This is a genomic window from Nocardiopsis sp. NPDC055879, assembly GCF_053615935.1.
Map to the genome: position 1 here is coordinate 18,553 of NZ_JBSHCT010000030.1, position 23,743 is coordinate 42,295.

The 23,743-nt window shown below is 66.1% G+C and carries 26 protein-coding genes; 9 read left to right on the forward strand and 17 right to left on the reverse strand.

Annotation, left to right across the window (positions count from 1 at the left end; translation table 11 throughout):
- Nucleotides 1-100: 100 nt before the first annotated feature.
- The 4 genes from ACWGKS_RS26335 (at nucleotide 101) to ACWGKS_RS26350 (ending at nucleotide 4,857) form a co-directional block, all read left to right on the forward strand.
- On the forward strand, nucleotides 101-940 hold the full coding sequence (locus ACWGKS_RS26335; RefSeq protein ID WP_452524370.1) for an EamA family transporter: 840 nt from the start codon (nucleotides 101-103) through the stop codon (nucleotides 938-940).
- Nucleotides 941-1,118: 178 nt separating this feature from the next.
- Nucleotides 1,119-2,186: a DUF6924 domain-containing protein gene (locus ACWGKS_RS26340; protein ID WP_452524372.1), complete on the forward strand. Its 1,068-nt coding sequence runs from the start codon at nucleotides 1,119-1,121 to the stop codon at nucleotides 2,184-2,186.
- Between the two features lie 130 nt (nucleotides 2,187-2,316).
- Complete coding sequence (locus tag ACWGKS_RS26345; protein WP_452524374.1) at nucleotides 2,317-3,207, forward strand: amidohydrolase family protein; 891 nt, start codon at nucleotides 2,317-2,319, stop codon at nucleotides 3,205-3,207.
- Nucleotides 3,208-3,285: 78 nt separating this feature from the next.
- A complete protein-coding gene (locus ACWGKS_RS26350; protein ID WP_452524375.1) occupies nucleotides 3,286-4,857 on the forward strand; it encodes a long-chain-fatty-acid--CoA ligase in 1,572 nt (523 codons plus the stop codon).
- A gap of 73 nt (nucleotides 4,858-4,930) precedes the next feature.
- Here the strand turns inward: ACWGKS_RS26350 and ACWGKS_RS26355 are convergent, their stop codons facing one another.
- Both ACWGKS_RS26355 and ACWGKS_RS26360 read right to left on the reverse strand, forming a co-directional pair.
- Nucleotides 4,931-5,719: a VOC family protein gene (locus ACWGKS_RS26355; protein ID WP_452524377.1), complete on the reverse strand. Its 789-nt coding sequence runs from the start codon at nucleotides 5,717-5,719 to the stop codon at nucleotides 4,931-4,933.
- Nucleotides 5,720-5,804: 85 nt separating this feature from the next.
- A complete protein-coding gene (locus ACWGKS_RS26360) occupies nucleotides 5,805-6,602 on the reverse strand; it encodes a VOC family protein (protein ID WP_358515085.1) in 798 nt (265 codons plus the stop codon).
- A 132-nt stretch (nucleotides 6,603-6,734) separates the two neighbouring features.
- Between ACWGKS_RS26360 and ACWGKS_RS26365 the strand changes: the two genes are divergently transcribed.
- The 3 genes from ACWGKS_RS26365 (at nucleotide 6,735) to ACWGKS_RS26375 (ending at nucleotide 8,342) form a co-directional block, all read left to right on the forward strand.
- Nucleotides 6,735-7,658: a PfkB family carbohydrate kinase gene (locus ACWGKS_RS26365; RefSeq protein ID WP_358515082.1), complete on the forward strand. Its 924-nt coding sequence runs from the start codon at nucleotides 6,735-6,737 to the stop codon at nucleotides 7,656-7,658.
- A gap of 175 nt (nucleotides 7,659-7,833) precedes the next feature.
- A complete protein-coding gene (locus tag ACWGKS_RS26370) occupies nucleotides 7,834-8,085 on the forward strand; it encodes a type II toxin-antitoxin system Phd/YefM family antitoxin (RefSeq protein ID WP_067607479.1) in 252 nt (83 codons plus the stop codon).
- On the forward strand, nucleotides 8,082-8,342 hold the full coding sequence (locus ACWGKS_RS26375) for a Txe/YoeB family addiction module toxin (protein WP_358515079.1): 261 nt from the start codon (nucleotides 8,082-8,084) through the stop codon (nucleotides 8,340-8,342). Before ACWGKS_RS26370 ends, ACWGKS_RS26375 begins: the two co-directional genes overlap by 4 nt.
- A gap of 4 nt (nucleotides 8,343-8,346) precedes the next feature.
- Here the strand turns inward: ACWGKS_RS26375 and ACWGKS_RS26380 are convergent, their stop codons facing one another.
- Together ACWGKS_RS26380 and ACWGKS_RS26385 are read right to left on the reverse strand one after the other, a co-directional pair.
- Nucleotides 8,347-8,604, reverse strand: a complete 258-nt coding sequence (locus ACWGKS_RS26380; RefSeq protein WP_358515076.1) for a GNAT family N-acetyltransferase — start codon at nucleotides 8,602-8,604, stop codon at nucleotides 8,347-8,349.
- A gap of 48 nt (nucleotides 8,605-8,652) precedes the next feature.
- Nucleotides 8,653-10,374: a M23 family metallopeptidase gene (locus tag ACWGKS_RS26385; protein WP_358515074.1), complete on the reverse strand. Its 1,722-nt coding sequence runs from the start codon at nucleotides 10,372-10,374 to the stop codon at nucleotides 8,653-8,655.
- Between the two features lie 549 nt (nucleotides 10,375-10,923).
- On the opposite strand from ACWGKS_RS26385, the gene ACWGKS_RS26390 reads away from it, so the two are divergent.
- Nucleotides 10,924-11,151, forward strand: a complete 228-nt coding sequence (locus ACWGKS_RS26390) for a type II toxin-antitoxin system YoeB family toxin (protein WP_358515071.1) — start codon at nucleotides 10,924-10,926, stop codon at nucleotides 11,149-11,151.
- A gap of 76 nt (nucleotides 11,152-11,227) precedes the next feature.
- On the opposite strand, the gene ACWGKS_RS26395 is transcribed toward ACWGKS_RS26390, so the two are convergent.
- From ACWGKS_RS26395 to ACWGKS_RS26410, 4 genes are all read right to left on the reverse strand, one after another.
- Nucleotides 11,228-11,746 (reverse strand): GNAT family N-acetyltransferase, encoded by a 519-nt coding sequence (locus tag ACWGKS_RS26395; protein WP_358515068.1) that lies wholly within the window; start codon nucleotides 11,744-11,746, stop codon nucleotides 11,228-11,230.
- 61 nt (nucleotides 11,747-11,807) lie between these two features.
- A complete protein-coding gene (locus ACWGKS_RS26400) occupies nucleotides 11,808-12,035 on the reverse strand; it encodes a plasmid mobilization protein (RefSeq protein WP_452457133.1) in 228 nt (75 codons plus the stop codon).
- Nucleotides 12,036-12,222: 187 nt separating this feature from the next.
- Nucleotides 12,223-12,492 (reverse strand): hypothetical protein, encoded by a 270-nt coding sequence (locus ACWGKS_RS26405; protein WP_452524381.1) that lies wholly within the window; start codon nucleotides 12,490-12,492, stop codon nucleotides 12,223-12,225.
- Complete coding sequence (locus tag ACWGKS_RS26410) at nucleotides 12,489-13,331, reverse strand: hypothetical protein (RefSeq protein WP_452524383.1); 843 nt, start codon at nucleotides 13,329-13,331, stop codon at nucleotides 12,489-12,491. The genes ACWGKS_RS26405 and ACWGKS_RS26410 overlap by 4 nt, the downstream gene beginning before the upstream one ends.
- A 585-nt stretch (nucleotides 13,332-13,916) precedes the next feature.
- Here ACWGKS_RS26410 and ACWGKS_RS26415 point away from each other — a divergent pair.
- Nucleotides 13,917-14,159, forward strand: a complete 243-nt coding sequence (locus tag ACWGKS_RS26415; protein ID WP_452524385.1) for a GntR family transcriptional regulator — start codon at nucleotides 13,917-13,919, stop codon at nucleotides 14,157-14,159.
- 988 nt (nucleotides 14,160-15,147) lie between these two features.
- On the opposite strand, the gene ACWGKS_RS26420 is transcribed toward ACWGKS_RS26415, so the two are convergent.
- The 9 genes from ACWGKS_RS26420 to ACWGKS_RS26460 form a co-directional block, all read right to left on the reverse strand.
- Nucleotides 15,148-15,384: a hypothetical protein gene (locus ACWGKS_RS26420; RefSeq protein ID WP_452524387.1), complete on the reverse strand. Its 237-nt coding sequence runs from the start codon at nucleotides 15,382-15,384 to the stop codon at nucleotides 15,148-15,150.
- 53 nt (nucleotides 15,385-15,437) lie between these two features.
- A complete protein-coding gene (locus ACWGKS_RS26425; protein ID WP_452524389.1) occupies nucleotides 15,438-15,803 on the reverse strand; it encodes a hypothetical protein in 366 nt (121 codons plus the stop codon).
- 493 nt (nucleotides 15,804-16,296) lie between these two features.
- Nucleotides 16,297-17,247 (reverse strand): hypothetical protein, encoded by a 951-nt coding sequence (locus tag ACWGKS_RS26430; RefSeq protein WP_452524391.1) that lies wholly within the window; start codon nucleotides 17,245-17,247, stop codon nucleotides 16,297-16,299.
- Nucleotides 17,244-17,783 carry a hypothetical protein gene (locus ACWGKS_RS26435; RefSeq protein WP_452524393.1) on the reverse strand — a complete coding sequence of 180 codons (540 nt, stop codon included), beginning with the start codon at nucleotides 17,781-17,783 and terminating at the stop codon, nucleotides 17,244-17,246. The genes ACWGKS_RS26430 and ACWGKS_RS26435 overlap by 4 nt, the downstream gene beginning before the upstream one ends.
- Nucleotides 17,784-18,377: 594 nt before the next feature.
- Nucleotides 18,378-19,127, reverse strand: a complete 750-nt coding sequence (locus ACWGKS_RS26440; RefSeq protein WP_452524395.1) for a hypothetical protein — start codon at nucleotides 19,125-19,127, stop codon at nucleotides 18,378-18,380.
- Nucleotides 19,128-20,971: 1,844 nt separating this feature from the next.
- The gene (locus tag ACWGKS_RS26445) at nucleotides 20,972-22,456 is read right to left on the reverse strand and encodes a recombinase family protein (RefSeq protein ID WP_452524397.1); all 1,485 of its coding nucleotides are present in this window, start codon (nucleotides 22,454-22,456) and stop codon (nucleotides 20,972-20,974) included.
- Between the two features lie 12 nt (nucleotides 22,457-22,468).
- The gene (locus ACWGKS_RS26450) at nucleotides 22,469-22,723 is read right to left on the reverse strand and encodes a Smr/MutS family protein (RefSeq protein WP_452524399.1); all 255 of its coding nucleotides are present in this window, start codon (nucleotides 22,721-22,723) and stop codon (nucleotides 22,469-22,471) included.
- A 105-nt stretch (nucleotides 22,724-22,828) separates the two neighbouring features.
- A complete protein-coding gene (locus ACWGKS_RS26455; RefSeq protein ID WP_452457132.1) occupies nucleotides 22,829-23,272 on the reverse strand; it encodes a hypothetical protein in 444 nt (147 codons plus the stop codon).
- Entirely contained in the window at nucleotides 23,269-23,610 is a 342-nt protein-coding gene (locus ACWGKS_RS26460) for a hypothetical protein (RefSeq protein WP_358515062.1), read from the reverse strand. The genes ACWGKS_RS26455 and ACWGKS_RS26460 overlap by 4 nt, the downstream gene beginning before the upstream one ends.
- Nucleotides 23,611-23,743: the final 133 nt, after the last annotated feature.

Genomic DNA, 23,743 nt, shown 5'->3' on the forward strand with positions numbered 1-23,743 from the left:
ACATCGACCGCCCACACCCTGTGGGCGAACCCGATCAGGTCGAGGACGAGGGCCGGGGCCTACTCTTGCGGGGTCCTCTGAACCCTGCCCGAGAGGTCCAATGACCACACCCGTCCTCGCCGCGGTCCTGGTGGCCGCGCTCCTGCACGCCACGTGGAACGCGATCGCGCACGCCATCACCGACCGGCTGCTCGGGTTCGCCCTCATCGGGCTCGGCGGGATGCTCGCCACCCTGCCCCTGCTGTTCGTGGCCGGGCTCCCGCCGCTCGAGGCCTGGCCGGTTCTGCTCGGGTCACTCGTCGCGCACGTGCTCTATCTGAGTCTGCTGATGCTGTCCTACCGGACCGGTGACTTCGGGCAGGTGTACCCGTTGGCGCGTGGCACCGCCCCGTGGGTTGTGGCACTCATCGGCGTGGTGGTGTTCGGTGACGCCCTGCCGCCGAACGAGTTCGCCGGGGTGCTGACGGTGTCCGCGGGGCTGATGGTGCTGGTGTTCGCGAACGGCATGCCCCGTAGAGAGCACGCCCCGGCACTCCTGGCGGCCTTCGCCACGGGGCTCGCCATCGCCACCTACACCGTGGTGGACGCCTACGGTGTGCGCCTCACGGAGAACCCGACCGGATACATCGCCTGGGTCATGTGTCTTCAAGGACCGGTGTTCCTCTTGGTCGCCCTGGTCACCCGGCGGGGAAGGCTGGTGGAGCAGCTGCGCCCCATGTGGAAGGTCGGCCTGCTGGGCGGGGCGGTGAGCGCGGGCGCGTACGGGCTGGTGCTGTGGGCCCAACTGTCGGGGGCGGTCGCCGGCATCGCGGCACTGCGTGAGACCAGCATCGTCTTCGCGGCCGTCATCGGCCTGATCTTCTTCCACGAACGGTTCGGGACGGTGCGCGTCGTCGCTTCGGTGGTGGTGGTCGCCGGGGTCCTCCTCCTGGCCCTGTGAACCCGCTCCGCGACGCGGTCCCACCACGTACCGCTCTCGAATCGCATGTCCCTGATACGTGGTTTTCAGGAGGCCGGGCCAGGTTCACGGTGTTCTACCGAACGCACGTGGCGCGCTTTGTCACCGCAGCGTGCTATCCAGGCCTTTCCACCCCTTTACTACGTGCAAGGTGCCTCCAGTGCGACCCCCTTCCCAGCTCTTGCTTCCGTCCTTCCCCACGGGGGAGGAGGAGATCACGGTCTTCCTCGTGGTTCGTACCGCCTACGACGACCAGGACGCGTGGCAGGACACGCTCTCGTACCTGTCCGACCTGCCCGGTGTGCTTCCGCACCCGCCGCTCCCCCGGTCGGAACACGGTGACCAAGGGTCCGTTCTCCCTCGAAACGACAAGCACCTGCTTCTGGTGGACGACCCCGTCTGGCGGAACGCCACCACCGCCGATGTCCACTCGGCCCTGGAGCAGGCCGGATCCTGGCTCCCGCACATGGTGCTGCTGGCGGACGAGCGCACCATGGCCGACCCCGTGCACCGCCCCCTCCTGGCCTTCACCACCTCTCCCGAGGACGAGGACACACCTCAGGAGCCCCCTTTCGTCCCCCACGAGCACGTGCTGCGGATCGGAGCCCGCCAGGCGTCCATGCTCTACCTGGTGTTCGATCCCGAAGGCCATTACCTGGACGATTGGAAGTCCACCCTGCCCGAGGAACCCGACGAGGTGTTCGGCGCCGACCTGGACCTACTGGCCTCTCCTCCTCGCTACCGCCCCCTCACGGGGCGTCCACCACGCCTCCCCGTCAGCGAGGACCCACTGCTCGTACGCACCCATCACGGTGACGACGGGGCATGGAAGGCGGTCCTGAAAGCCGTACGCGCTCCCGTCTTCGACGACGAGGAATTCGAGCTGCCCGAGGAGGACCCCGACACCTTCTACGCCTATGTCCACGTGGTGGACGACAGCGGCTACACCGGGCTGTCCTTCGAGCAGCTCATGTGCCTGTCACCGCACGACGAGCACACCTTCCTGATCGTCGCGGACGAGCTGACCATGCTCGACCCCCGGCATCCGCTGTTGGTGGTGGACCTGTGGGACCAGCCCGGCAGATCCTTCCGAGCCGTACCGGGGGCGATCCAGGCGATCCAGAACAACCTGTCCATCTCCAACATGGACTTCGACGACTTCGACTGTGGTGAGGGGTTCATCCAGTTCTGGGAGACGGAGCACGAGGACGGTGCCGAGGTCCTGTAAGGACACGGGGCCCACTGGGCTGAGGAACGAGCGGACCGGCTCCCCGGGGTCGGTCCGCCCCGAGCCCTCCGGGTGGCCGGTCGCCGCCCCGGCTCCGAGCGCGGTTCGGACGGGCCATAAGCTGGATGATGTGACTGGAGTCTCATCATTGGTCGGGGCCGACGAGAGCGCCGAGGTCCGCCGGGTCTGGCGGGACCTCGGACTCCCCGGCCTCGTGGACGTGCACACCCACTTCATGCCCGACAACGTTCTGAGCAAGGTGTGGGCCTACTTCGACGCCCTCGGTGACGGCGTCTGGCCCATCACCTACCGCTTCGACCAGGATCAGCGCCTGGACATCCTGCGCGGATTCGGGGTCCGGCACTTCACCGCGCTGTCCTACCCGCACCGCCCGGACATGGCCCGTTGGCTCAACTCCTGGGCCGCCTCCTTCGCCGAGGGCAACCCCGACTGTCTGCGCAGCGCCACCTTCTACCCCGAACCCGACGCCAAGGACTACGTGGCCGAGGCGATCGACTCCGGGGCCCGGGTCTTCAAGGCCCACTTACAGGTGGGCGCCTACGACCCGCGCGACCCGCTGCTCACCGACGTGTGGGGGACGCTCGCCGACGCCGGGACCCCGGTGGTCGTGCACTGCGGTTCCGGCCCGATGCCGGGTGAGTTCACCGGGCCCGGCCCCTTTTCCGAGGTGCTGCGCGCCCACCCCGGGCTCACCGCGGTGGTCGCCCACGCCGGCGCACCCGAGTACACGGCCTTCCTCGACCTGGTCGAACGGTACGAGCGCGTGCACCTGGACACCACCATGGCGTTCACGCCCTACATAGAGCGGATGTCGCCCTTCCCACGCGCGGAACTCCCACGGCTGCGCGACCTCGGGCACCGCGTCCTGTTGGGTACGGACTTCCCGAACATCCCCTACGCCTACCGCGAGCAGATCCGGGCCCTGGTCGACCTCGACCTGGGATCCGACTGGCTGCGCGGGGTCCTGCACGACAACGCGTCCGGGCTGTTCGGGCTCTGACCGCCACCACACGCACCATCTGCCCTGATAGCACCACAAGCCGCACGGGCACTTGTAGAAGTCGAAGGAGAGGGCACCTTGGAACTCACACTGACGCCGCTGGAGTTCGCCCGCCGCACTCGCAGGCTGTACCCACAGCGCGAGGCGGTGGTCGACCGGGACCTGCGCCTGACCTACGAACAGTTCTTCGATCGCTGCGACCGCTGGTCCTCGGCCCTCCAGACCATGGGGGTGGCCCAAGGCGACCGCGTCGCCTACATCGCGCCCAACACCCACGCCCAGCTCGAATCGTTCTACGCCGTCCCGCAGCTGGGCGCGGTGCTCGTCCCGGTCAACTTCCGGCTGACCGCCGAGGACTTCGTCTACATCGTCAACCACTCCGGCGCCAAGGTGCTGTGCGTGCACGCCGACCAACTCGGCGCCGTGGACTCGGTGCGCGACCGGATGCCCGGGGTGGAACGCTTCGTGGCCCTCGAAGGCTCGCGCGAGGGATGGGAGGACTACGAGGCGCTCATCGCGGCCACCTCCCCGGACTTCCGGCACCCGGAGATCACCGAGACCGACCTGCTCACCATCAACTACACGTCGGGGACCACCGCCCGCCCCAAGGGGGTGATGATCACCCACCGCAACGCGTACATGAACTCGGTGGGCACCCTGCTGCACCTGCGCGTCGAGCTGGGGCAGAAGTACCTGTGGACCCTCCCGATGTTCCACGCCAACGGGTGGACCTACACCTGGACGGTGACCGCCGCGGGCGGCACGCACGTGTGCCTTCCGGTGATGGACCCGGCGCGGGTGTTCGAACTGATCCGGACCGAGGAGGTGAGCTGGTTGTGCGCGGCCCCGACCGTGCTCATCATGCTCGCCAACACCCCGGAGGAGGTCCGTGGCGGCGTCCCGCCCGGTGTGCACGTGGTCACCGCCGGGGCCTCCCCCGCCTCGGAGACCATCGAACGGCTGGAGGAGGACTTGGGCTGGACCATCACCCACGTGTACGGACTGACCGAGACCGCCCCGTTCATCACCGTCTGCGAGCCGCGCCCCGAACACCGGGAACTGTCGGTGCGCGACCGCGGCACGCTCAAGGCCCGTCAGGGCGTCGAACTCATCACCTCCGGCGAACTGCGCGTGACGGACGACGAAGGCACCGAGGTGCCCTGGGACGGCAAGACCGTCGGCCAGATCACCGTGCGCGGCAACGTCGTCATGAAGGGGTACTACAACGACCCCGAGGCCACCGAGAAGGCCATGGGCGACGGCTGGTTCCGCAGCGGCGACGCCGCCGTCATCCACCCCGACGGCTACGCGGAGATCCAGGACCGGATCAAGGACGTGATCATCTCCGGTGGGGAGAACATCTCCTCGGTGGAGGTGGAGGGTGTGCTGCTGCGCCACCCGGCCGTCCTGGAGGCCGCGATCGTGGGTGTGCCGCACGAGCGCTGGGGTGAGACCCCGCGCGCCTTCGTGGTGCTTCAAGAGGGGGCCACGACCACGGAGGAGGAGATGATCGCGTTCACCCGTGAGCACCTCGCCCACTTCAAGGCGCCCACCCAGGTGGAGTTCGTGGACCAGTTGCCCAAGACCGCCACCGGCAAGATCCAGAAGTTCGTGCTGCGCGGCGGTTCCTCCGCCGTCTCCCGCCAGTAGCGACCATGGGGCGGGGCCGCGAGGCGGCTCACGGGCCGACCCGCCGCCCCGCCCTCGGCTCATACGGGCGGGATCACTCCGGTGATGGGGTGAGCAGGACGAACCCCGCGGAGAAGGGGTCGGCGCAGACCGCGAGCCGCCCCACACCGGGCGCGTTCTCCGGACCCATGTGGACCTGGCCGCCGGCCTCACGTACCCGGGCGACGGCGGCGTCGCAGTCGGTGACGTGAAAGACGGGATGCCAGTCGGCGGCGCCCCGCGTCTGTGGCAGGTCCTCGGCCCGCACCTCCATGATCCCGCCGAAGTAGCGGTCCTCGCCCTGTTCGGCCGGACGGATGGTCGCGTACACCTGATCACCCATCGGAACGTCGTTGAACTCCCAGCCGAGCAGCGCTCCGTAGAAGTCCTTGGCCCCCACCGCCGAGGGCGTCCACAGCTCGGTCCACATGAGCGATCCCGGAACGTCGATCGCTTCCGCGCCGGCGAAGCCCCGCGGCTGCCAGAGCGGAACCGCGCCGCCCTGCGGGTCGCTCAGGAAGGCCATCCGCCCCAGATCCATCACGTCCATGGGGTCGATGTGGACCGTGGCGCCCAGGGCCTTGGCGGCGTTCACCGTCCCGTCCAGATCCGAGGTGGTCAGGTAGACGGTCCAGGAGATCGGCTGTTCCTCCGACATCCGCGGGCTGAGCGCGCCCACGAGCGCACCGTCCAGCCGGAAGTTCACGTAGCCGCCGGCCTCCGGTCCGGCCGACTCGGCCTCCCAGCCGAACAACGCGCCGTAGAACGCGGCCGAGGCCTCGACGTCCGGGCTGGTCACCTCGGCCCAGCAGGGTGAACCGGGTACGTAGTCAGTGGTGAGCATCAGATCGCCTCCTGTGTCGACTTCCCAGTGTGCTGTCGGATACCGACGTTTCGCGGCTCGCCGCGGTGCGGGTTCGGGGCCGGGATCAGAGATGTCCGTTCAGCGGCTCCAGGATCACGAACCCGGCGGAGAGCGGGTCCGAACAGACCGCCAGCCGCCCCACCCCGGGTACGTCGTGCGGCCCCACGTGCACCCGACCGCCCGAATCCCGTACCGACGCCGCCACCGCGTCACAGTCCGCCGCCTGGAACACCGGGTGCCAGTCGGCGAAGCCCTCGATCTGGGGCAGTTGCACGGGAGGCATCTCCATCATCCCGCCGAAGTAACGGTCCTCGCCCGCCCCGGACGGACGCGCCATCGTATAGGTCTCCTCGTCGGCGAGGGGGATGTCGACGCACCGCCAGCCGAACAGATCACGGTAGAAGTCCTCGGCACTCTGCACCGAGGTGGTCCACAGTTGCACCCAGCACAGTGCTCCCGGGCGGTCGGTCACCTCCATACCGACGAAGGTGCCGGGCTGCCAGAGGGCGAACCAGCCGCCTTGCGAGTCGGTGGCGTGCGCCACCGTGCCCAGCTCGAACACCTCGGTGGGCTCCACCTGGAGGGTGCCTCCCAACTCCCGCACACGCCGGGCGGTCGCCTCGATGTCGTCGACTTGAAAGTAGACCGTCCAGGACAGCGCTTCCTCGTCGACGATGCGCGCACCGATCCCGGCCACGTTTCCACCATCCGACCTCATGATCGGGTAGTCGCCGACTCGCGCTCCCCCGCTCTCGGCCTCCCAGCGGAACACCCGCTTGTAGAAGTCCGCCGAGGCCTCGGGGGAATCGGATCCCAGTTCGACCCATCGGGGCGAGCCGTTGACGAAGTCGGTGGTCAGCATGGGTTCTCCTCCTGTCGCGCCTTCCCTATCGAGTCTGGGACGCAGGAGCGCACCTGAGCGGGACCGCCCCGGCAAAAACTCGACAACCGACTACGGGATGATCCGGGGACGAGCCGACGAGAGGACCCGGCAGTGCCCCTGCGACTCCACCACGTGGGACCGGTGATCATCGACGTCGTGATGGAGGTCGACGGTGTGCCCGAGCCCGGCGGTGGTTCCTTCGCGAGCTCCGCGCGGACCCTGCCCGGGGGCGGGTTCAACGTGGTCTCCGCCGCCGCGCGCGCCGGGTTGGAGGTGGAGTACGCGGGGGCGCACGGAACCGGACCCAATGGTGACCTGGTGCGGGCGGCCCTGCGCGCCGAGGGCGTGAAGGTCGCGCATCCGCCTCGCCCGGCCGACACGGGATTCTGCGTGGTCATGGTGGACCCGAGCGCCGAACGCACCTTCGTCACCCACTTGGGCGCCGAGATGGACCTGCCACTGTGCGACCTGAACGACCTGCGGCCGAGGCCGGGCGACTTCGTCTACGTGGTGGGCTACTCGCTGTTGCCGGGTGGGCGTGCCGACGACCTGGTGACCTGGATCGGTGGGCTCGCCCCCGGTGTGCGCCTCGTCCTGGACCCGGCGCCGGTGGTGGGAATGATTTCCGAGGCGACCCTGGAACGGGTGCTGCCCCGGGTCGACGTGCTCAGCCTCAGCGCCGCCGAGGCGACCACACTCACCGGCACCTCCGATGGGATGGAGGCGGCCTCGGCCCTGTCCCGACGCGTCGACGGCGTGGTGGTACTGCGCGCCGGCGCAGAGGGTTGCCTGGTCGCAGAACCCCACACCGCCCCCGTGCCGGTACCCGGGTTCGAGGTCGAGGCCGTGGACACCAACGGCGCGGGCGACGCGCACGTGGGGGTGTTCGTGGCCGCCCTGGCGGCGGGAGAGGACCCGGTGTCGGCCGCCCGCCGGGCCAACGCCGCGGCGGCGCTGGCGGTGACCCGCAAGGGCCCCGCCACCGCCCCCACCGCCGAGGAAGTGGAGGCGTTCCTCCAAGGCCGAGGTCGATGACCCCTCAGGCCTGTCCGGGCAGGGCGACGTGGACCCGGTGGGGGCCGTTGTAGTGCAGGCCCCGGCTGACCACGAGGAAACCCCTTCACCCATCCAGTGACACAGAATTCTCACCCATACGTACAACTTATTGTACAATGATGGCATGTCCGGTTGTACTACGAAGGGGCCAGGAATGAAGACCTTGACCTACTCGGAGTCCCGAGCCAACTACGCCGCGACACTCGACTCCGTGGTCGATGACCGGGAAGAGGTCGTCATCACGAGAGCCGGGCGCGAGCCGGTGGTGATGATGGCTTTGTCCGAGTACGAGACTCTGAAGGAGACCGCCTACCTGCTCCGCAGCCCTGAAAACGCCCGACGTCTGGTGACCGCGATCGAGGAGCTCGAAGCCGACCAGGGGATCGAACGGGAGCTCGGCGAGTGAAGTTGGTCTGGGCTGAGAGCGCCTGGGAAGACTACGTCTGGTGGCAGGGCCAGGACCGGAAGATCCTCAAACGCATCAACATCTTGATCAAGGACATCGCCCGCAACGGCAACGAAGGAATCGGTAAGCCGGAGCCGCTGCGACACGGTTTCCAAAGCTACTGGTCACGTCGCATCACCGATGAACACCGACTGGTGTACAAGCTGGTCGAAGAAGAGATCAGGATCGCCGCCTGTAGGTACCACTACGGCAAGTGACGCCTTACTCCCGTATTTGAAGTGGACGAAAGGCGGCCAGGCCACTCACGAAATCGGGCCTCGCCTCAGGGAACACCCAGGCCTGTCCGGGCAGGGCGAAGTGGACCCGGTGGGCCCCGTTGTAGTGCAAGCCCCGGCCCACCACGAGGAATCCCAGGCGTTCGGCCAACCGCAGGCTCGGGGTGTCATCCACGTGCACCAGCGCCCAGACCGAATTCAGCCCCATTCCGTCGAGCCCGTGCCGACGAGACCCCCTGGTCACGCGGCTTCGAGCTCCCGCGCCCCAGGGGGTGTTGCCCTCAGACCCGGGTCAGGGGCAGTTGTGGGCCGCAGAGGTCGCCGAACCGACGACGACGTCGATGCCACCCGGACCGGTCAGATGGACGCCGTTCACGGTGAAGCCGCCGTCCTCCTCCTCGATCTGCTCGTTGACCACGAGTTTCGTCCCCAGGATGCCGCCCAGGTCCACTTCGAGGTCAGGGGTGTCGCCGACCTCCACCGGCACGCCTGCCACCGTCAGGGTCATGTCGACGCTGCCGGTCTGCTCCTCACAGGTACTGGTGGAGCTGACCTCCAGACCGGACACACCGATGACCGGCAGGCCCACGAGCCCGATAGAGGCGTCCGCGACGTTACTGCTCGCGGTGGAGCTCGCCGGCGCGGTACCGGTCTCCACCTCGGCGCACAGAACGTCCGCGGTGATCAGAGTCGAACCGATCCGCTCGGAACACACGGGTTCCATCGTCTCGGCGTCCGCCGTGCGCACCTCACCGGTCTCGGGCTCCGGTCCCAAGGAGATCGGCAGACCAAGGACGGGGACCTCGGCGGACAAACCGAAGGCACTACCGGTCACGTACCCCAGGGCCACGTCCGAGGACGCCTCCGAGGGCAGGTAGAAGTCGCTGCCGGCGAAGGTCAGCGCCACGGGAACGGTGGCGTCGTCGTTGAGGGGCTGATCGACCTCGTCGATCGTGCAAGAGGCGTTACCGTCACCATCGGTCGTCCCCTCACAGGCCTGCTCAGCCTCCCCGGCGCCCAACACGAACTCCACGTCCTTGTCGGCGACCGCCGCACCGGTCTCGTCGATCAGCGTCCCCGACAGCTCGGCGGGCTCGTCATTGGCCACCGTCTCGGGGCCGGTGAACTCCAGTTCCGTCTCCAACGTGATCCGCAGTTCCGCGGAGGCCTCCGAGGCCTCGTACTCGTCGTCACCCGCGAAGGTCAGTGTCACGGTAACCGTGCCGTCGTCGTTGAGGGGCTGATCGACCTCGTCGATCGTGCAAGAGGCGTTACCGTCACCATCGGTCGTCCCCTCGCAGACCTGCTCACCGTCCCCCGCACCCAACACGAATTCGATGGCCTTCTCAGCGACCGTGTCTCCGCCCTCGTCGGTCAGCGTGCCCGACAGCTCCAGCGGTTCCCCGTTGGTGGCCGTCTCAGGGCCGGTGTAGGCCAGTTCGGTGGGTTCCGCCTCCGGCGGCGGCTCCTCGCCATCGCAACCGTTGGTGCTGGTCACGAACTCCTCGTGATAGCCCAGCGGGTAGCCCAACGACTCGCCCTCGAACTCGATCTCTTGGGCGACCTCGTTCAGGCGCTGTTCGTAGTGCAGGTGTGCTCCGGTGGTGTTGTCGCCGGTGTTCCCCAGTGTGCCGATCTGTTGGCCCTGTTCGACCTCCTCACCTTCCGTGACGGTCTGCGAGTCCAGGTGGTAGTGCTTGGTCTCCCAGCCACCCGCGTGGTGGATATTCACTACCAGCCCGGCTCCGTCCTGCTCCAGAACCTGCGCGGTCCCGGGGGCCGAGGCGAGAATCGGCGTACCGGTGTCCTGTCCTCCGTCGGCACGGATGAAGTCGAGGGCGTTCTGGTCGTGTCCGGAGTATGTCGCGTACGTCGTCTCCAGCCCGCATTCGAACGGTGCTTTGAAATCGGTCGGCAGATCCCGGGTCTCGTCAGAGGCCGGGGCCGCGTGAGCGGCACCCATCGAACCGATGGTGAGCACCGCCGCCGCCAGTACGGCGATCACAGGGCGCACACCCGTGTGCTTGGCGGGCCGTTTCAAATAATCTGGTAACGCAGAAATGGCTCTTTCTCCTCGATCAGGCACCCACGACCGAACAGGGCCGTGGGCGAACTATGGGCGATGACATATTCGCGCGATCCACGCGGTCGATACCCAAGTCGAATGCAGCGGCCAGTTCATAAGAACGACACCGCATCTGACACGAACACGTGAACCCATCAACAGAACTCCCCGCATCACCTAGGCAATGCTCGGACAGTTTGCAACAGAAGATTGCACGACTCAAGCGCCACCATTGACCGCTCCCGGCCGGCCATGCGATTGACTTTTCATTCAGGCATGATAAATAACCCCACCTCATCAGAAACCAAGGCCCCTGCAAGCAATCCAGCCCCTGGAGTCACACACATAATCCGCACGGAAATCTACACAAGAACAAATGGGATCCGGGTTCCAATTGGAACAAACACCCCGGCCTCATAAACACATAGAAATGAATATCCAACGAGACCTGATTGAAAATCGACCCACCGTGTCAATCGACCGCCACCCAGCACCCCGGTGCACGCACATGAATCCACACTGAACCGGGGTAACGAAAATTCCAGTGGCCCTGGCGGCGGAGAGGTACGGACCGGAACGCAGCGTCCAGCGGGCCGTCCGGGGCCGCTGCGACACGGTTTCCAAAGCTACTGGTCACGTCGCATCACCGATGAACACCGACTCGTGCACAAGCTGGTCGAAGAAGAGATCAGGATCGCCACCTGTAGGCACCGCTACGGAAAGTGACGCCATACCTCGGCATTCGAAGTGGACGAAAGGCAGCCAGGCTACTCACGGAATCGGGCCTCGTCTCAGGAAATGCTCAGGCCTGACCAGGCAGGGCGACGTGGACGTGGTGGGGGCCGTTGTAGTGCAAGCCCAGGCCCACCACGAGGAACCCCAGGCGTTCGGCCAACCGCAGGCTCGGGGTGTTGTCCACGTGCACCAGCGCCCAGACCGAGTTCAGTCCCAGTTCGTCGAGCCCGTGCCGAAGCAGCGCCAAGGCGGCCTCGGTCGCCAGACCACGGCCGCCATGACGCGCGGACAGGTACCATCCGATCTCCGGAAGGTCGCCGGGCAGTTCCTTCGAGGGGCGTAGGTGGGCCAGACCGATGAGGTCGCCGTCGAGCATGATGACCCAATGCCCGAGTTCCGGCGGGCCCTCATAGGCGAGCCGGTTGTCCACCATCGCCCGGGCCACGTCCGGTTCGGAAAGGTCGGCGCCCAGGTGCGTGCTCATCGCCGGGTCTGCGAACAGCGCCACCACGTCATCGGCGTGCCGAGGCAATAGCGGAACCAACTTCAGTCGTTCCGCCTCGACGGCCTCCTGTTTCACGCCCATACGTCCCACCTCGCACGTCCACGGTGCCTGCGCCATCGCTCCGAGCACGCCTACCGGCCGGTCACAGGCCGAGCTCCTTGGCAACATCCTCGGCGGAAACGACCTGGGCATCTCCGGACCGGATCTCCTCCAGTCTCTGCTGCGCGACTCGTCCTTCGGCATCGGCCATCTGACAGATCGCGGCGTTGAGCAGGTAGGAAGACAAATCCATCCCCGCGCGCTCCGCATGGGATCTGACACGCTCCGCCTCATCCGGATCGAGGCTGACGCGGATTCTGACCTTTGCCATGGCACGATCGTAGGACTCGCGTCACTCCATGTCTCGACGTAACCGGTCCACAGGCCTCATCCGCTCAGTGCTTGAAGTGGATGAACAGACGACCAAGATACTTGGGACGATTACTTTAAGCAAAACCGCAGGTCAGACACGAAAAAGCCCCGCTCCGGAGGTTCCGAAACGGGGCTAGGGGGCGAGGCTACTCGCGGGCGAGATCCTCCGCCGCTAGGGCAAGCGCCCTCGCGTCCGCGATCTTGTCTTGGGCGGCTTCCAGGGACAACGCCCCTGCGAAGTGCATATCCCAAATCAGCGACTCATGTAGGTCAAGCATTTCTGCCATGGGGTCCGCGTGGTGCTGTTCGATACGCGCCCTCCAGAACACATAATCGGCCACGTACTCGGGGTCGTCGGGCAGGATTGCGGGATCAACAACGTCGTCGACAAAGTCGGGCATGTCATCAGCGTTCACCGCGCCACCTCCGCCCACGGTTCGGGCAACGCCCCGCCACCACAGAGGACGGTGTCCAGCGCGTCCCAGGTGTGCACAGCGGCGCGGAGAGTCGTAAACGGCATGACGCGGTACCCGCCACCAGGCGGCGACGTGTCAAGCGATTCTGTGAGCGTGGAGTGCAGCGGCGTTGCGTCGATCCCGGCGAGGAAGGAATCGACTCGCGGCGTAGCCCAACGGGACGGCAACGGTCCGCCCGTGCGAATCAGGGTGTCCAGGGTTTCCCAAACGGTCGCGGCCTTATGCAGCGTCTCCGCCGCGTCACGCAGCAACCCCGGGGCGGTCAAAAGGCTGGCTAGCTGCGCGGCACACGCGTTCACCACGAACGGTTCCGGGTGCTCCGCGTGCGCGCCCGTGTGGCCGGACGGAAGGATGCAACGCGGCGACGCGCATTCCTCCGGCGTCACCTCGCGGATACGGCCAGCTTCCCGCGCGGAATCGTTCATGGGGTGGTCGACGACGTCGGTATCCGTCCATGTGTCGCCGAACGCGTTGGCGTGCACGCCTTCGTGGTCGACCTCGCGGACGCAGGGAAGGCGACGGCGTCCCCACGCGGGACCCTCCTGGTAACCGGGTCGCCGCGTGCTGCACACGTCCTTCGTGCCTTCCTCCGCGTCATCCGAAAGGTTGTGCGCGTTCACTTCCTCCGGCGTCATCTCGCGAGCGCGCCCCGGCGAACCTTCGTAGTCGCCCCTGTAATCGCGGCACATACCGTCATGTCCAGCGGGCTTCACACAGTTTTTCGGCATGTCTGCCCCGGCCTTGAACGGGTGCCACCTGGTGAGTTCGCAGCGGTTCATGCGATCACCGCCGTGCGGGTCGCGGTAGCGACGTCCATAGCGACGGCGACGCCCAACCGTTGCCGGTCCGCGTAGGCGCGTTCCTGCGCGCGTTCATACGCCCTGTAGTAGCCGCGCACAAGGTTCGCGGGCGGGAGCGGGTGCCGGTCACCTGCGATCGGAGCGACCGCAGACAACGCCGTACGGGGAAACGCGGGAAGCGCGTCAACCGGCTTCCTTGGCGCGGGAACCACCGGCGCGGGAGCGAGGGCGAGGGGCTCGGCGACGAACGGCCGGACGCGGCGGGACCGTGCGCGGCGAAGCTCGAATATGACGCCAGAGACGCGGCCATACGGCGAGGCGTGGACGGCTTGGGACGGCCGAAAGAGGCGTGCAAGGCACGCCAGGAAAGCAAGTATGGTGGACATATCAGCCTGCGCAATCAGGTTGGTCACGACCCCGGACGGTTACCGCCGTCGCGGGGTTCCGTCGTTGACGGAGTCTTCACTGTATCCCAACTTGTCAAGCGTTGCTAAGCGACGATAGGTGACGTCAAGCGGCGCGTGCTAGCGCCATATCACACCCTCTGACTCGTAGTGTCGCTTTATGACCATCGACCTTGACGGGCCGGAACCGTTCTTTGAGCAGATAGCGGACGTCCTGACTCGTCGTATCGCAGACGGGACCTATCCGCCGCGTAGGCGCATTCCGTCTGAACACGCGCTATGCGAAGAGTTCGGGGTATCGCGCCCTACCGTGCGCGCTGCCATCGCGTTGCTCGCGGGCAAGGGGCTTGTGGCGGCAAGCAAGGGAAAAGGCACGTTCGTTACCGCCAACCCGGACGTATGACCGTGCGCGTCGCGGCGGACGTCCCGCAGAATCGCGCACACACAACTTTCGGGCATGAAAAAAGCCCCTAGGTAACGGATCATGTCCGATCCGTCACCTAGGGGTGATTTTGGGTGATTCTAGACGCTGAAAGCACGACGCGGCTCCACAGGGGTAGCGCAGACGTGACAAGTCGCCTCGCGGTCAAGCCCAGACACGTGCACACGCAGCGGACGCAGTGCTGCGCGGTGCCCGTAATGCGAGAGATGCGTACCATGAAGTTCCGTGTGCACGTGGGGTTCCCACTCGCGGAGAACGACCTCCGCGCACTCGCGGCTACAAGCCGGAATCCTCGCTGCGGTAGGTATCGGACCGTGTCGACGAAGGTTCACCTGGAATGGCGCATCCTTCGGTGCACCTCGCCACGGAACGAACTCGACTACGCCACCGGGGAACAGAATAGGGTCAATGACGCGGTCATCGTAACGTTCCCTCGCGGCGTCATAGGCTTTTGCCGTGCGGGTGCGGACGGTGTTCTTCTGGCTCGCAGCGGAGAGGACACACGACCGACACGAACGACGGTGTCCATCCTTTGCCCTCGCGTGTGGCGCAAAGGATGTGAGGGGCTTGTCCTCGCGGCAACGGTCACATTGCTTGGTTTCTTCAGACACGGTTCTCTCCTAAGAACGGCACGGCGGCAAGGGGCTTGCCGTTGAGCGGCAAGCTCCGGCACGACCGGCACACACTCCGGCACGCTTGCCGTTAGCGGCACGGACGGCGGCACGCTTGCGGCACACGCTCCGGCAAAGCGGCAAATACGACCGGCAAACCACAAAGAACTTGCCGGCAAAGGCGGCAAACCCCTGGTCAACGGCTTGCCGCTACCGGCACGGTCTCCGCCTGGACAACGAAGACGTGCCGGTGAACGGCGCACGGGCGGACGCTCCGGCAAGGCTCTTGCCGCGCTCCGGCACACAGCGGCACGCTCCGGCACGACCACCGGCACGCCTCAATCGAACATCGCCCGGTACGCGGCAAGCGTCGCAACGTCCTCCGCATGCTCTGCCGCGCACACGGGGTCATCCGGCCATACCTCCGCCGCGTGATCCCCCATCACATTGGCGACGTGCGTCGTGTCGTCCTCCGTGAAGTGCTGCCATTCCTCGCGGGTAGTCGCCTGCGTGGCGCGGTCAAGCATCCACGCGCGCATATCGCGGCGTCGATCAGCGATCGACTCCGGGCGCACACGGCGAGTCTGTACGGGAGCGCGTTTAGCCTGCGCGCGGCGACGACGCACCATCAGGCGATCTCGCCCGCTGCACGGTGGCGACCCCAACGGGCCTCCGCTGCGCGCCGTGCCTTCGCGGAGACGACGTCGTCCGTCGCGACGTCCGGGGCGTCCGGGGCGTCAAGAGGCAGGCACTCCGCCCACACACGATCGGCATGCGTCCGCAAAGCGCGTTCCTCGCTCAGCAGCGGGTGGGCAACCATCTGTCCGGCAGAGCCGGGAATCATAAGACCATCGCTAGCCACCTGCGCGGCCAACTGGTCGGCACGCGCAAGCATCGCGGCGACGGTCGCGACCCGCTCCGAAATCGTCTCGTCGGTCTCCGCAACCGTTTCCAGCGCCCCGACCAGGCGGGCGCGAATGTCTTCGTAACTCATTGTGTCCTTTCAAACACACCAACCCAGAAAAAGGGAAACCAGAAAATGCGTGCAGCGCGACCTAACTGCTAAGAACCCCCGGTCCCTGTCCTTTTGGGTTTCGGGGGTACCCCCAGGGCCTTAAGGCTGTGACCTGCACAGATAACAGTCCGTGGTGACGTTGTCGACAGTTCGCACCATCGACCGATTCGCTTCTCGCCGCGACGCCACGAACCTCGCGGAAGGACAACGGCGACGCGCGTCAAGCCATCCTTGACGCAGCCATTGTGAATGGCTGTGTGTCGCACGCTCCCGCGCGACCACGAACCACTAACAGCCAAAGACTCGCGCGCCCTCGCACGCCTCACAGCGTCGCTCACAGAGCCACACAGCATGTGCTCACAGCACGGCACACACCCACAGGGGCACGGCGGGGCGGGGCACAGGGCAGGGGGGGTCGGCCAGACGGGGGGGCACCCAATCAGCGACCACCCCCACCTGATCGACCTAGCCCCTAGCCCTCGACGGGGGGCTGCTCCTCAACAGGCAACCCATGCGCCATAGCCTGCTGACCGAGGAACATGTCCCATTCCCGTCTCCGCGAGGCCGCGTCAGGGTCGAACCGCTCAACCGGGGTGGTTCGCTCCGGCATGTCCGTGGTCTGCATCGTCAACGCTTCCGGGATAGGACCCTGGCCTAGCTGGTGGTTCCCTTCCACGCGCAACCAGCGGGTCGCGAGTCGCGCGACCGCGTCAAGGTCCGCGTCGATCTCAGTCGTTCCCGCCGCGTAGTTCGTCCCGCCCGTTCCGCGCGTGGCGTCCGGTTCCAGGTTCGCGGGCAACTCCCGACCAGCAAGAGCGGACTTTCGCGGCGCGTCATGCTGAGGGTTCCACATCGGACGGTCCATCGTCTCGACCGCCACGGCGAGGGCAACAGCCTCGCGCGCCTGGACAAGCGCCTTAGACAGGGCCGTACGCGCCGCGTCCGCCTGGTCGTCAAGGTTCGCGGCAAGGAGGTCACGCCACGCGGGAAGCGCAGCCTCGGCCACCTGGTGATAACGGGCAACCAACCCCGCGAGATGATCCTCAACCGCCTTACGATGCGCGACCGCGTCCTTATAGCGGCGCGCCAGCCGATCCCGTTCCGCGTCGGCTTCCTCCGTCGACGGAGGGGACTCGCCACGCGCCACAGCGTCCCTCGCGGCCACGCGGGCACGACCGCCAACACCCTTGTACTCGGCGAGAGTCTGTCGGGCAGCACGGTCAAGGTCGCCAATCAGCGCAGCGGCGGAGTCCATCGCGTCCCGCGCGGCCGAAACATCCGCAGGTGGCGAGGGGAAATCCGCGTACAGGATGTTCTCATGCCGGGCGAGGGCAGGGCCCTTACGCCAATCGTCGGAACCGTACCCCCCGTCTTCGGCCGGTTCGTGGCGTGCGGGCATGCCCCGGTCGTCAATGTCGTTCACTGGTTTTCCTCCGCGTACAGGGCGTAAAGCTCTTCCATGCTGGTCACAGTGGTCGTCGCCTGCGCGCGGGCGAACACATCGTCAACGTCGACCGGTTCGGGCGCGGTCACCTGCGCGGCCACCGTGTGAACCGGTTCGGGCTCTGGCAGGGCTGCGCGCTCCCGCGCGGCGACCACCTGGTCGCGGTGCTCACGGGCGGCGGCCACGTGATCGGCGAACACCTCGCAGGGGTCTTCGTGGACGTTCACAACGCCCAAATAGGCGAGAGCCGGGATTTCCCCGGGCATAAGCCCCGTGCCTGCCTGCGCGGTAAAAAACACGTCGTCAACGTCCTCCGGCAGGACGGTCGGGATCGCCCGCACCTCGCCCCGGCGAGTGAGCACCACCGGAACGGCCTGCGTGTTCGGGTTCGCAGCACGCTCCGGGGTGAACACCTGCGGTGCTTCCGGACCACCGAACATGACCGCGCTAGTCGGTTCCTCAACCGGGGTAAAACCGATAATGGGCAGCACCATAAGGCCGTCGACCGCGTCCAAGTCACGCCACACGGCGCGGAAAGCCCCAACAGGGGCGGGAATAAGGTCATTCACTGGAAAGCTCCCATTCCGGCGCGGATCTTCGCAGCAAGACCCGCAGGGTCCGCAGATGCGCCCTTCGCGGTGTCGCCCGTGTCGCCCTCAAGGGCAGCCTTAGACTTCTCGTGTCGCGACATGTACGCAATAGCGCGCTTAAGCTCATCGCGTGACATGCCGCCGACCTTTACGGTAAGCCAGCTAGGGGCATCGTGGTCCATAATTACTCCGTGGAAATCGGCGCTAGAAACAAGAAAAGCCCCACGGAACGTTATCGGACCCGCATCCGATAACGCCCCATGGGGCTAAGGGAAACCGCGCGCTTCCCTAAGGAGATACGAAGGCTCGCGCGGCGTAAAAAGTTTGAGAGCGAACCTGCGGGAGTTCGCGAATGTGAGGGGCGCGGGAACCGGCCAGTAATGAAACCGGCCGGCCCTCGCGGCGCAACCCCACAGAGTGAGAGACAAGCAGTCGCTTTCGCAGCTACCCGGGCGGTATTCCGGCTCTCTATAAGGTTATGCGGGTCGGCGCTCACCGCAGGTCAGCGCGTTACACGTATCAAACAACCCCGTCTGGGACACCGATCCGCTCATGCCACACGTCCAACGGCGTGTCACTCCGCGAGTTGTTACACGCCTTATGAGCGGCGGCGAGGTTCGCGACCACATGCCCCGCTTTTGGTTCGTCGCCGGTGAACCGGTCGGATAGCGGGTCGCGGTGATCCCACTCGATCACGTCGCCGGGAAGGAATCCGCCCCCGCACAGGTGACAGTTCCAGGTGTCGGTTTCTTCGTGGTGGTTGAGCCAGTCGGGGATTCCGGAACCGTCGACGGGTTGGCCGCGTTTACGCGCTTCGCGACGCGCGTCCTTTGCGATGCTCGCGGCACGCCCTTCGGGGGTTTGGCGGTACGCGGCCACGGCTTCCCCGTTGCATTCCCCGCACCAGCCGTTGAGCCCGTCCGCTTTCCGCGCGTCGACGTAGAAAGCCCTTCGCGGGAGAATGTCATCGCAGTTAGGGCACCATTTCCCACCTACCGCTTTCGCTCTCGCGCGCATTCCTTCGGAGTGCAACGTCGCGGCGATGGCCTCCGCGTGAAGACGAGGAAAGTCCGTTTCCGGGATGCCGCGTTTCGCCCACCTGCGCTCGCGGCACGACGCGGCGTCGCACGCCATGCAGTGGGAGCGTCGCCCGTCTTTCCTGCGCTTATCCCGCCCGTACTCCCCTAGCGTCTTCCGTTCCCCGCATTTCGAGCACTGCTTCCCTTCCTTTTCATCCGGGAAGGGAAGCACGTCCTGTCCTTCGCTCACTTCAAACTCCCTAGAATCAATTTCCTAGCCTTTGGGTGCCCGACCGGGGATTGTCCGGGTGGACACCCGCAAACGGACCTGCGTGTGCATTCTGTGGCTTTCTAGGCGTCCTTCCGCCCCTTCCTCGCCCGGTACGCGTATACCCGGCACTTGTCAGAACAGTACTTACGATGACGCCCCGTGCCCCAATACTCTGTCTCCTCGCCACAGTGCGCACACTCGGGAAAGTCGCGCGCGTTCTCCGCTTCGCGCTTCGCAAGGATTTCCGCTTCCTGCAACTCCCAACACGGATCATCTGGACCGGCGTCCGCGACACGGTCCGCTTCCGCGTGCCGTTCGGCGTACCTGGGCGATTCGGGGTCGACCCCGGACGCGAGGGCGCATCGTTTCTTTCGGCTGTTCTGCGTAACGAACACTTCGCCGCACAGTTCGCAGGCGACACGGCGGAAGGGTCGCCGCGCTGCGGACCTCGCGGCGGAACGGCAGCGTTCCCCGCACCACATTTCTTGTCTGGCAGTGAGCCTCGTTCCGCAACGTGCGCAGGTCTCGCGGTGGTCGACGTAGTCGTAATAGGGCATAGGTAGTCTCCTAAAGATGGGCGGTTACGCTTTGGGATGATGGCGGACCTATACACCCGGGTAAGCGCACAGGGCTATAGGTATGTATGTCGTTGTGTGTTCTAGGAATATAGGTACCTACACACTTTAAAGCGTAACCAAAGGAAAGCCGCCTGATCTTCCCCGCGAATAACGGGAGATCAGGCGGCAAATATGAGTGCTACGCCGCGACGCGCGTTTCTGCGCGCTGACGCGAGCGGTACGCCGTGCGTCGGCACTCGCGACCGCAGTAGACCGGTACGCGGGGCTGACACTGGTAAGCCCATGTGGCCTTGTGACCGCATCCGGGGTTCTGGCACTGCCCGTCTGGGTTCATGGCGCTCTCCCTCGCCGCGTACGTCTCTGTCTCTCTGGTTATCCGGGCGGGGCGGCGAAGTGCTCGGCCGAATTCCAAGAATCTTGCGAGGCTCCAGGGCGCACGTAGAGCGCTTAGAAACGCCACGGGCGAACTGGGAGTAGGAAGCGCCATGCAAAGCCGCCTACGGGCATCTCAGAGACGTGCAGACGGCATCGTGCCCCATGGGGGCCCCTACGCGTGCGCGCCGTGCGCAGGAAGCGGGACGCGGAAGCGAGGCCGGTACGCGGAGGAAGCGGGAAGCGGGTTCGCGGAATGCAGCCCAATGCACGTATGGTGCGAGGCCGCACCGTGTCTGACCTGCAATTAGTGCTGTTGTGCAGCGATGCAAGCATTTTAGGGGGCAGTCCCTGTAGGGCTAGGGGCTGACTGCTAATAGGTGATGCTTGATTTTAAGCAAATATCTACACTTCTACACTAATCGCAGGTCAGATGGTGTGTAAGACTGTTTTAAATCTGCATCCCGATGCAGATTCCCTACACTCGCCGTGCGGCGGCCTCGCTCCCGCGACGCAGTGACGGTTCCGCCACCGGAGTGACGATTAGCGAAACGCCACTTTCGGACGGCTCACCCGTGGTGACCTGCGAGGTCACACATCGCGGAGACCGGAACACGGTCAAGAGTGACGATTGACGGAACGGCCGGCGTTGGGCGTACACGAGGGGGCGGGGCTCTGCTGTGTAGGGTTTGGGATTTGGGTGACAAACCACCACTTCACCACTTTCGCAGGTCAGAGCATGTGACGGACGGCAATCCCCGGTGGCGAAGTGACGAAGTGGGTTGAGCCCCTCGCTTCCCCGCGACTCCGCGAACAACAAAGCGCCCCGGCACTATCCCGCGAGGGACGGCACCGGGGCGCTGCGCGGGGGGTCTACGCGGCGAAGTGGTCCGGGTAGATGCGTTCCGCAACCTCCGTGGGCATGAACTCCGCACGATCCTCGGTAGCGACGTTGCGTCGACGCTGCGCGGAGTACACCACGCACACTTGCCCCATGCTTCGGATCAACGCTGCGCGTCCGTCTGTTCCGGAGCGCTCCCAGACCTCCGCGACGGTGGACCCTGTCCCGCGTGTCGTCCACGACGCGGGGCGGGACGGTTCCGCTTGCAGACGTGCGCGACGCGCCACTAGCGCCTTCATGCGCGCCCGGTAGTCGTCTTCGTCATCGTCGAACAGCCCTAGGTCGCGGTCGTCGCGGAGGTTGGCGATAGCGCGCGTTGTGGATTCCAGTTCAGCGGCGTTGTCTGTACCGGGCACGAACACCGATTCGACCGCTTCCAGGTGTCCGGCCACGGATAGGAATTCGTTGGTGACGAACTCTTCTAGCTTCGTGACCGTGATCCGTGTTCCCTTGCAGCGGTCGCCTGCGCGTCCGTAGCACCTCATGATGGGTTCCGCGTTAGGCGAGGTCGGATAGGGCTTGTTATTGGCGTAGGTCAACCCGCGACCGCACGTTCCGCAGATTGCAGCGGCTGAAAGCCAATGCGTGGTATTCGGCGCGGAGGTGTACGAACGCGAGTCCAGCGCCGCGCGCGCTTCCGCAATGTGCTGCGGGTCGTCTGCGGGTTCCCAAAACTCGATTTCCTGGCCTTCCGCGTCGCGGCGCACGTGCCCGTGTTCGTCGACACGGTGTCCCAGCATGGAAGGGTGCCGGACGATGCCGGCGATTCCCTCGCCAGACCACCGGGCAGGCTTGGGGTTGGCCTTAATGGCCGTCTGTTCGCGGGGGGAACGCACGCCGCGCGCTGCGAGGTCTTCAGCGATGACTGATCGGAGTTCGCCCGCGCGGAGACGGCGCACGATCTCGCGGATCACGGCGACGGCTTCAAGGTCGCGGATAAGGACTTTGCCCTTACCGTCCGGGGCGGGAACGATCTTGAGCCCGTACGGAGGACGGCCGGACACGTGGCGTGTGGTGCTGCGCAGGTGTCGGCGTGCGTTGGCGAGTCGTTCCGTCATCATCCCGCGCTCTAGCTCCGCGAACATGGCGATGAGTTGCGCAAAGGCGGTTCCCATGGCGGTTGACGTGTCGATGGTCTCCGTACACGAGACAATCGCCGTTCCTGCCTGGTCACCTTGCTTGAGTAGCTGCGCGAAGTCGAGTAGCGACCGGCTGATTCGGTCGACCTTCCACGCGATGACCGCGTCGACGTAGGGCATCTCCGCCAACAGTTCCGCCATGGCGGGTCGCTCCGCAGGGGCGACCACTCCGGACACTCCGTCGTCGATGTGCTCGCCGACGACTGTCCAGCCGCGCGACTCCGCGAGGTCGCGGCACGCTTTCAACTGTCGTTCGATCGAAGTGCTGTTGTCGTTGCTACTCGACAACCGGGCGTAGATCAGGGCACGTCCCGCCATGGGGAACCTCGCTTACTTCCAAGTGAATCGTACGAAGATCCTCCCGAAGTTCTTCGAGTCCTTCTCCACCCGGTGGTAGCGGGCCTTGACGTCCTTGCGGTCCAGGAAGCGCAGCACGCGCTTCTTCAACTGGCCCGAACCCTTGCCCGGGATGATCTCCACGGTCTTGGCCTTCTTGCTCTCGGCCTCGTCCATGATGTCGTTCAGGGCCTGGTCGATGCTGCGCCCCTTGTTGAAGATGTTGTGGAGATCGAGCTTGAGCCGCACGCTTCTTCCTCCCGGTCGGTTGGCACGGATGATACGCGCACGCTCCCCGTACGCTCCGCCCCGAACCGACGCCCCCGCTCCGAAGAGCGGGGGCGGGCGGCGAGGTCAGGCACGCCGCCACGGTTCGGGCAGCGGAGATCCCGCGCGAAGCAGGCCCTCCAGCGTCCTCCAATGCCGGCAGGCTTCACGGAGCGCGGTGAACACCGGGCCGGTCTCCCCGCTCTCCCCGGTCTCACGGAGGGCTTCGGACAGAGCGTCGTACACCCGCGTGATGGGCTCCATGTCGCCATCGTGCCCGCTCAGGACCCAACGGGACGGCAGTGGAGCACCCGCACGAAGCAGCGAGTCCAACGTCGTGAACACGTTGTCGGCGCTGTTCAGGGTGGCCACCGCGCCGCACGGCGGCCCCGGCGAGGTCAGCAGTCGGTGGAGTTGTGCGGCGCAGGCGTTCACCACGAACGGTTCCGTGTGCTCGGTGTGCGCACCCCCGTGGTTCTGGCCCAGGACACAGCGAGGCGACGCGCAGTTCAGAGGTTCGATGTTCGTCATGCCGCCACCCCCGCGGCGAACGCACGCGATCCCGTGTGGTGGACGTAGTACCCGCGAACCAGCCGCACGGGCGGGAGCGGGTAGCGCGGGTCGACCTTCAAGGGCGCGTCCGGTGACACGGGGCGGGGAAGCGAGTCGATGGGCCGGCGCGGAGCCGGGACGACCGGGGGAGAGAGCGTCGACGGAGGTGAGGCAACGTACCGGCGGACTCGGCGAGCACGGTTGCGGCGCAGCTCCGCGAGGACACCCGCACAGCGCCCGTAGGGGTCGGCGTGGACGGCCTGCGAGGGCCTGATCAGCCTCATCAGGCAGGCGAACAGAGCGATAAGGTAAGGCATGTTGCCGCTCCTTTTAAGCGGTGGCCATGGCCCCGGGGCGTGTTCCAGCACGTCGCCGGGGTTTCGTCGTTGACGGGCTTTCACTGTACACGACTGTTCACGACCAGTACATGGGTACCCGCACACTCCCCCG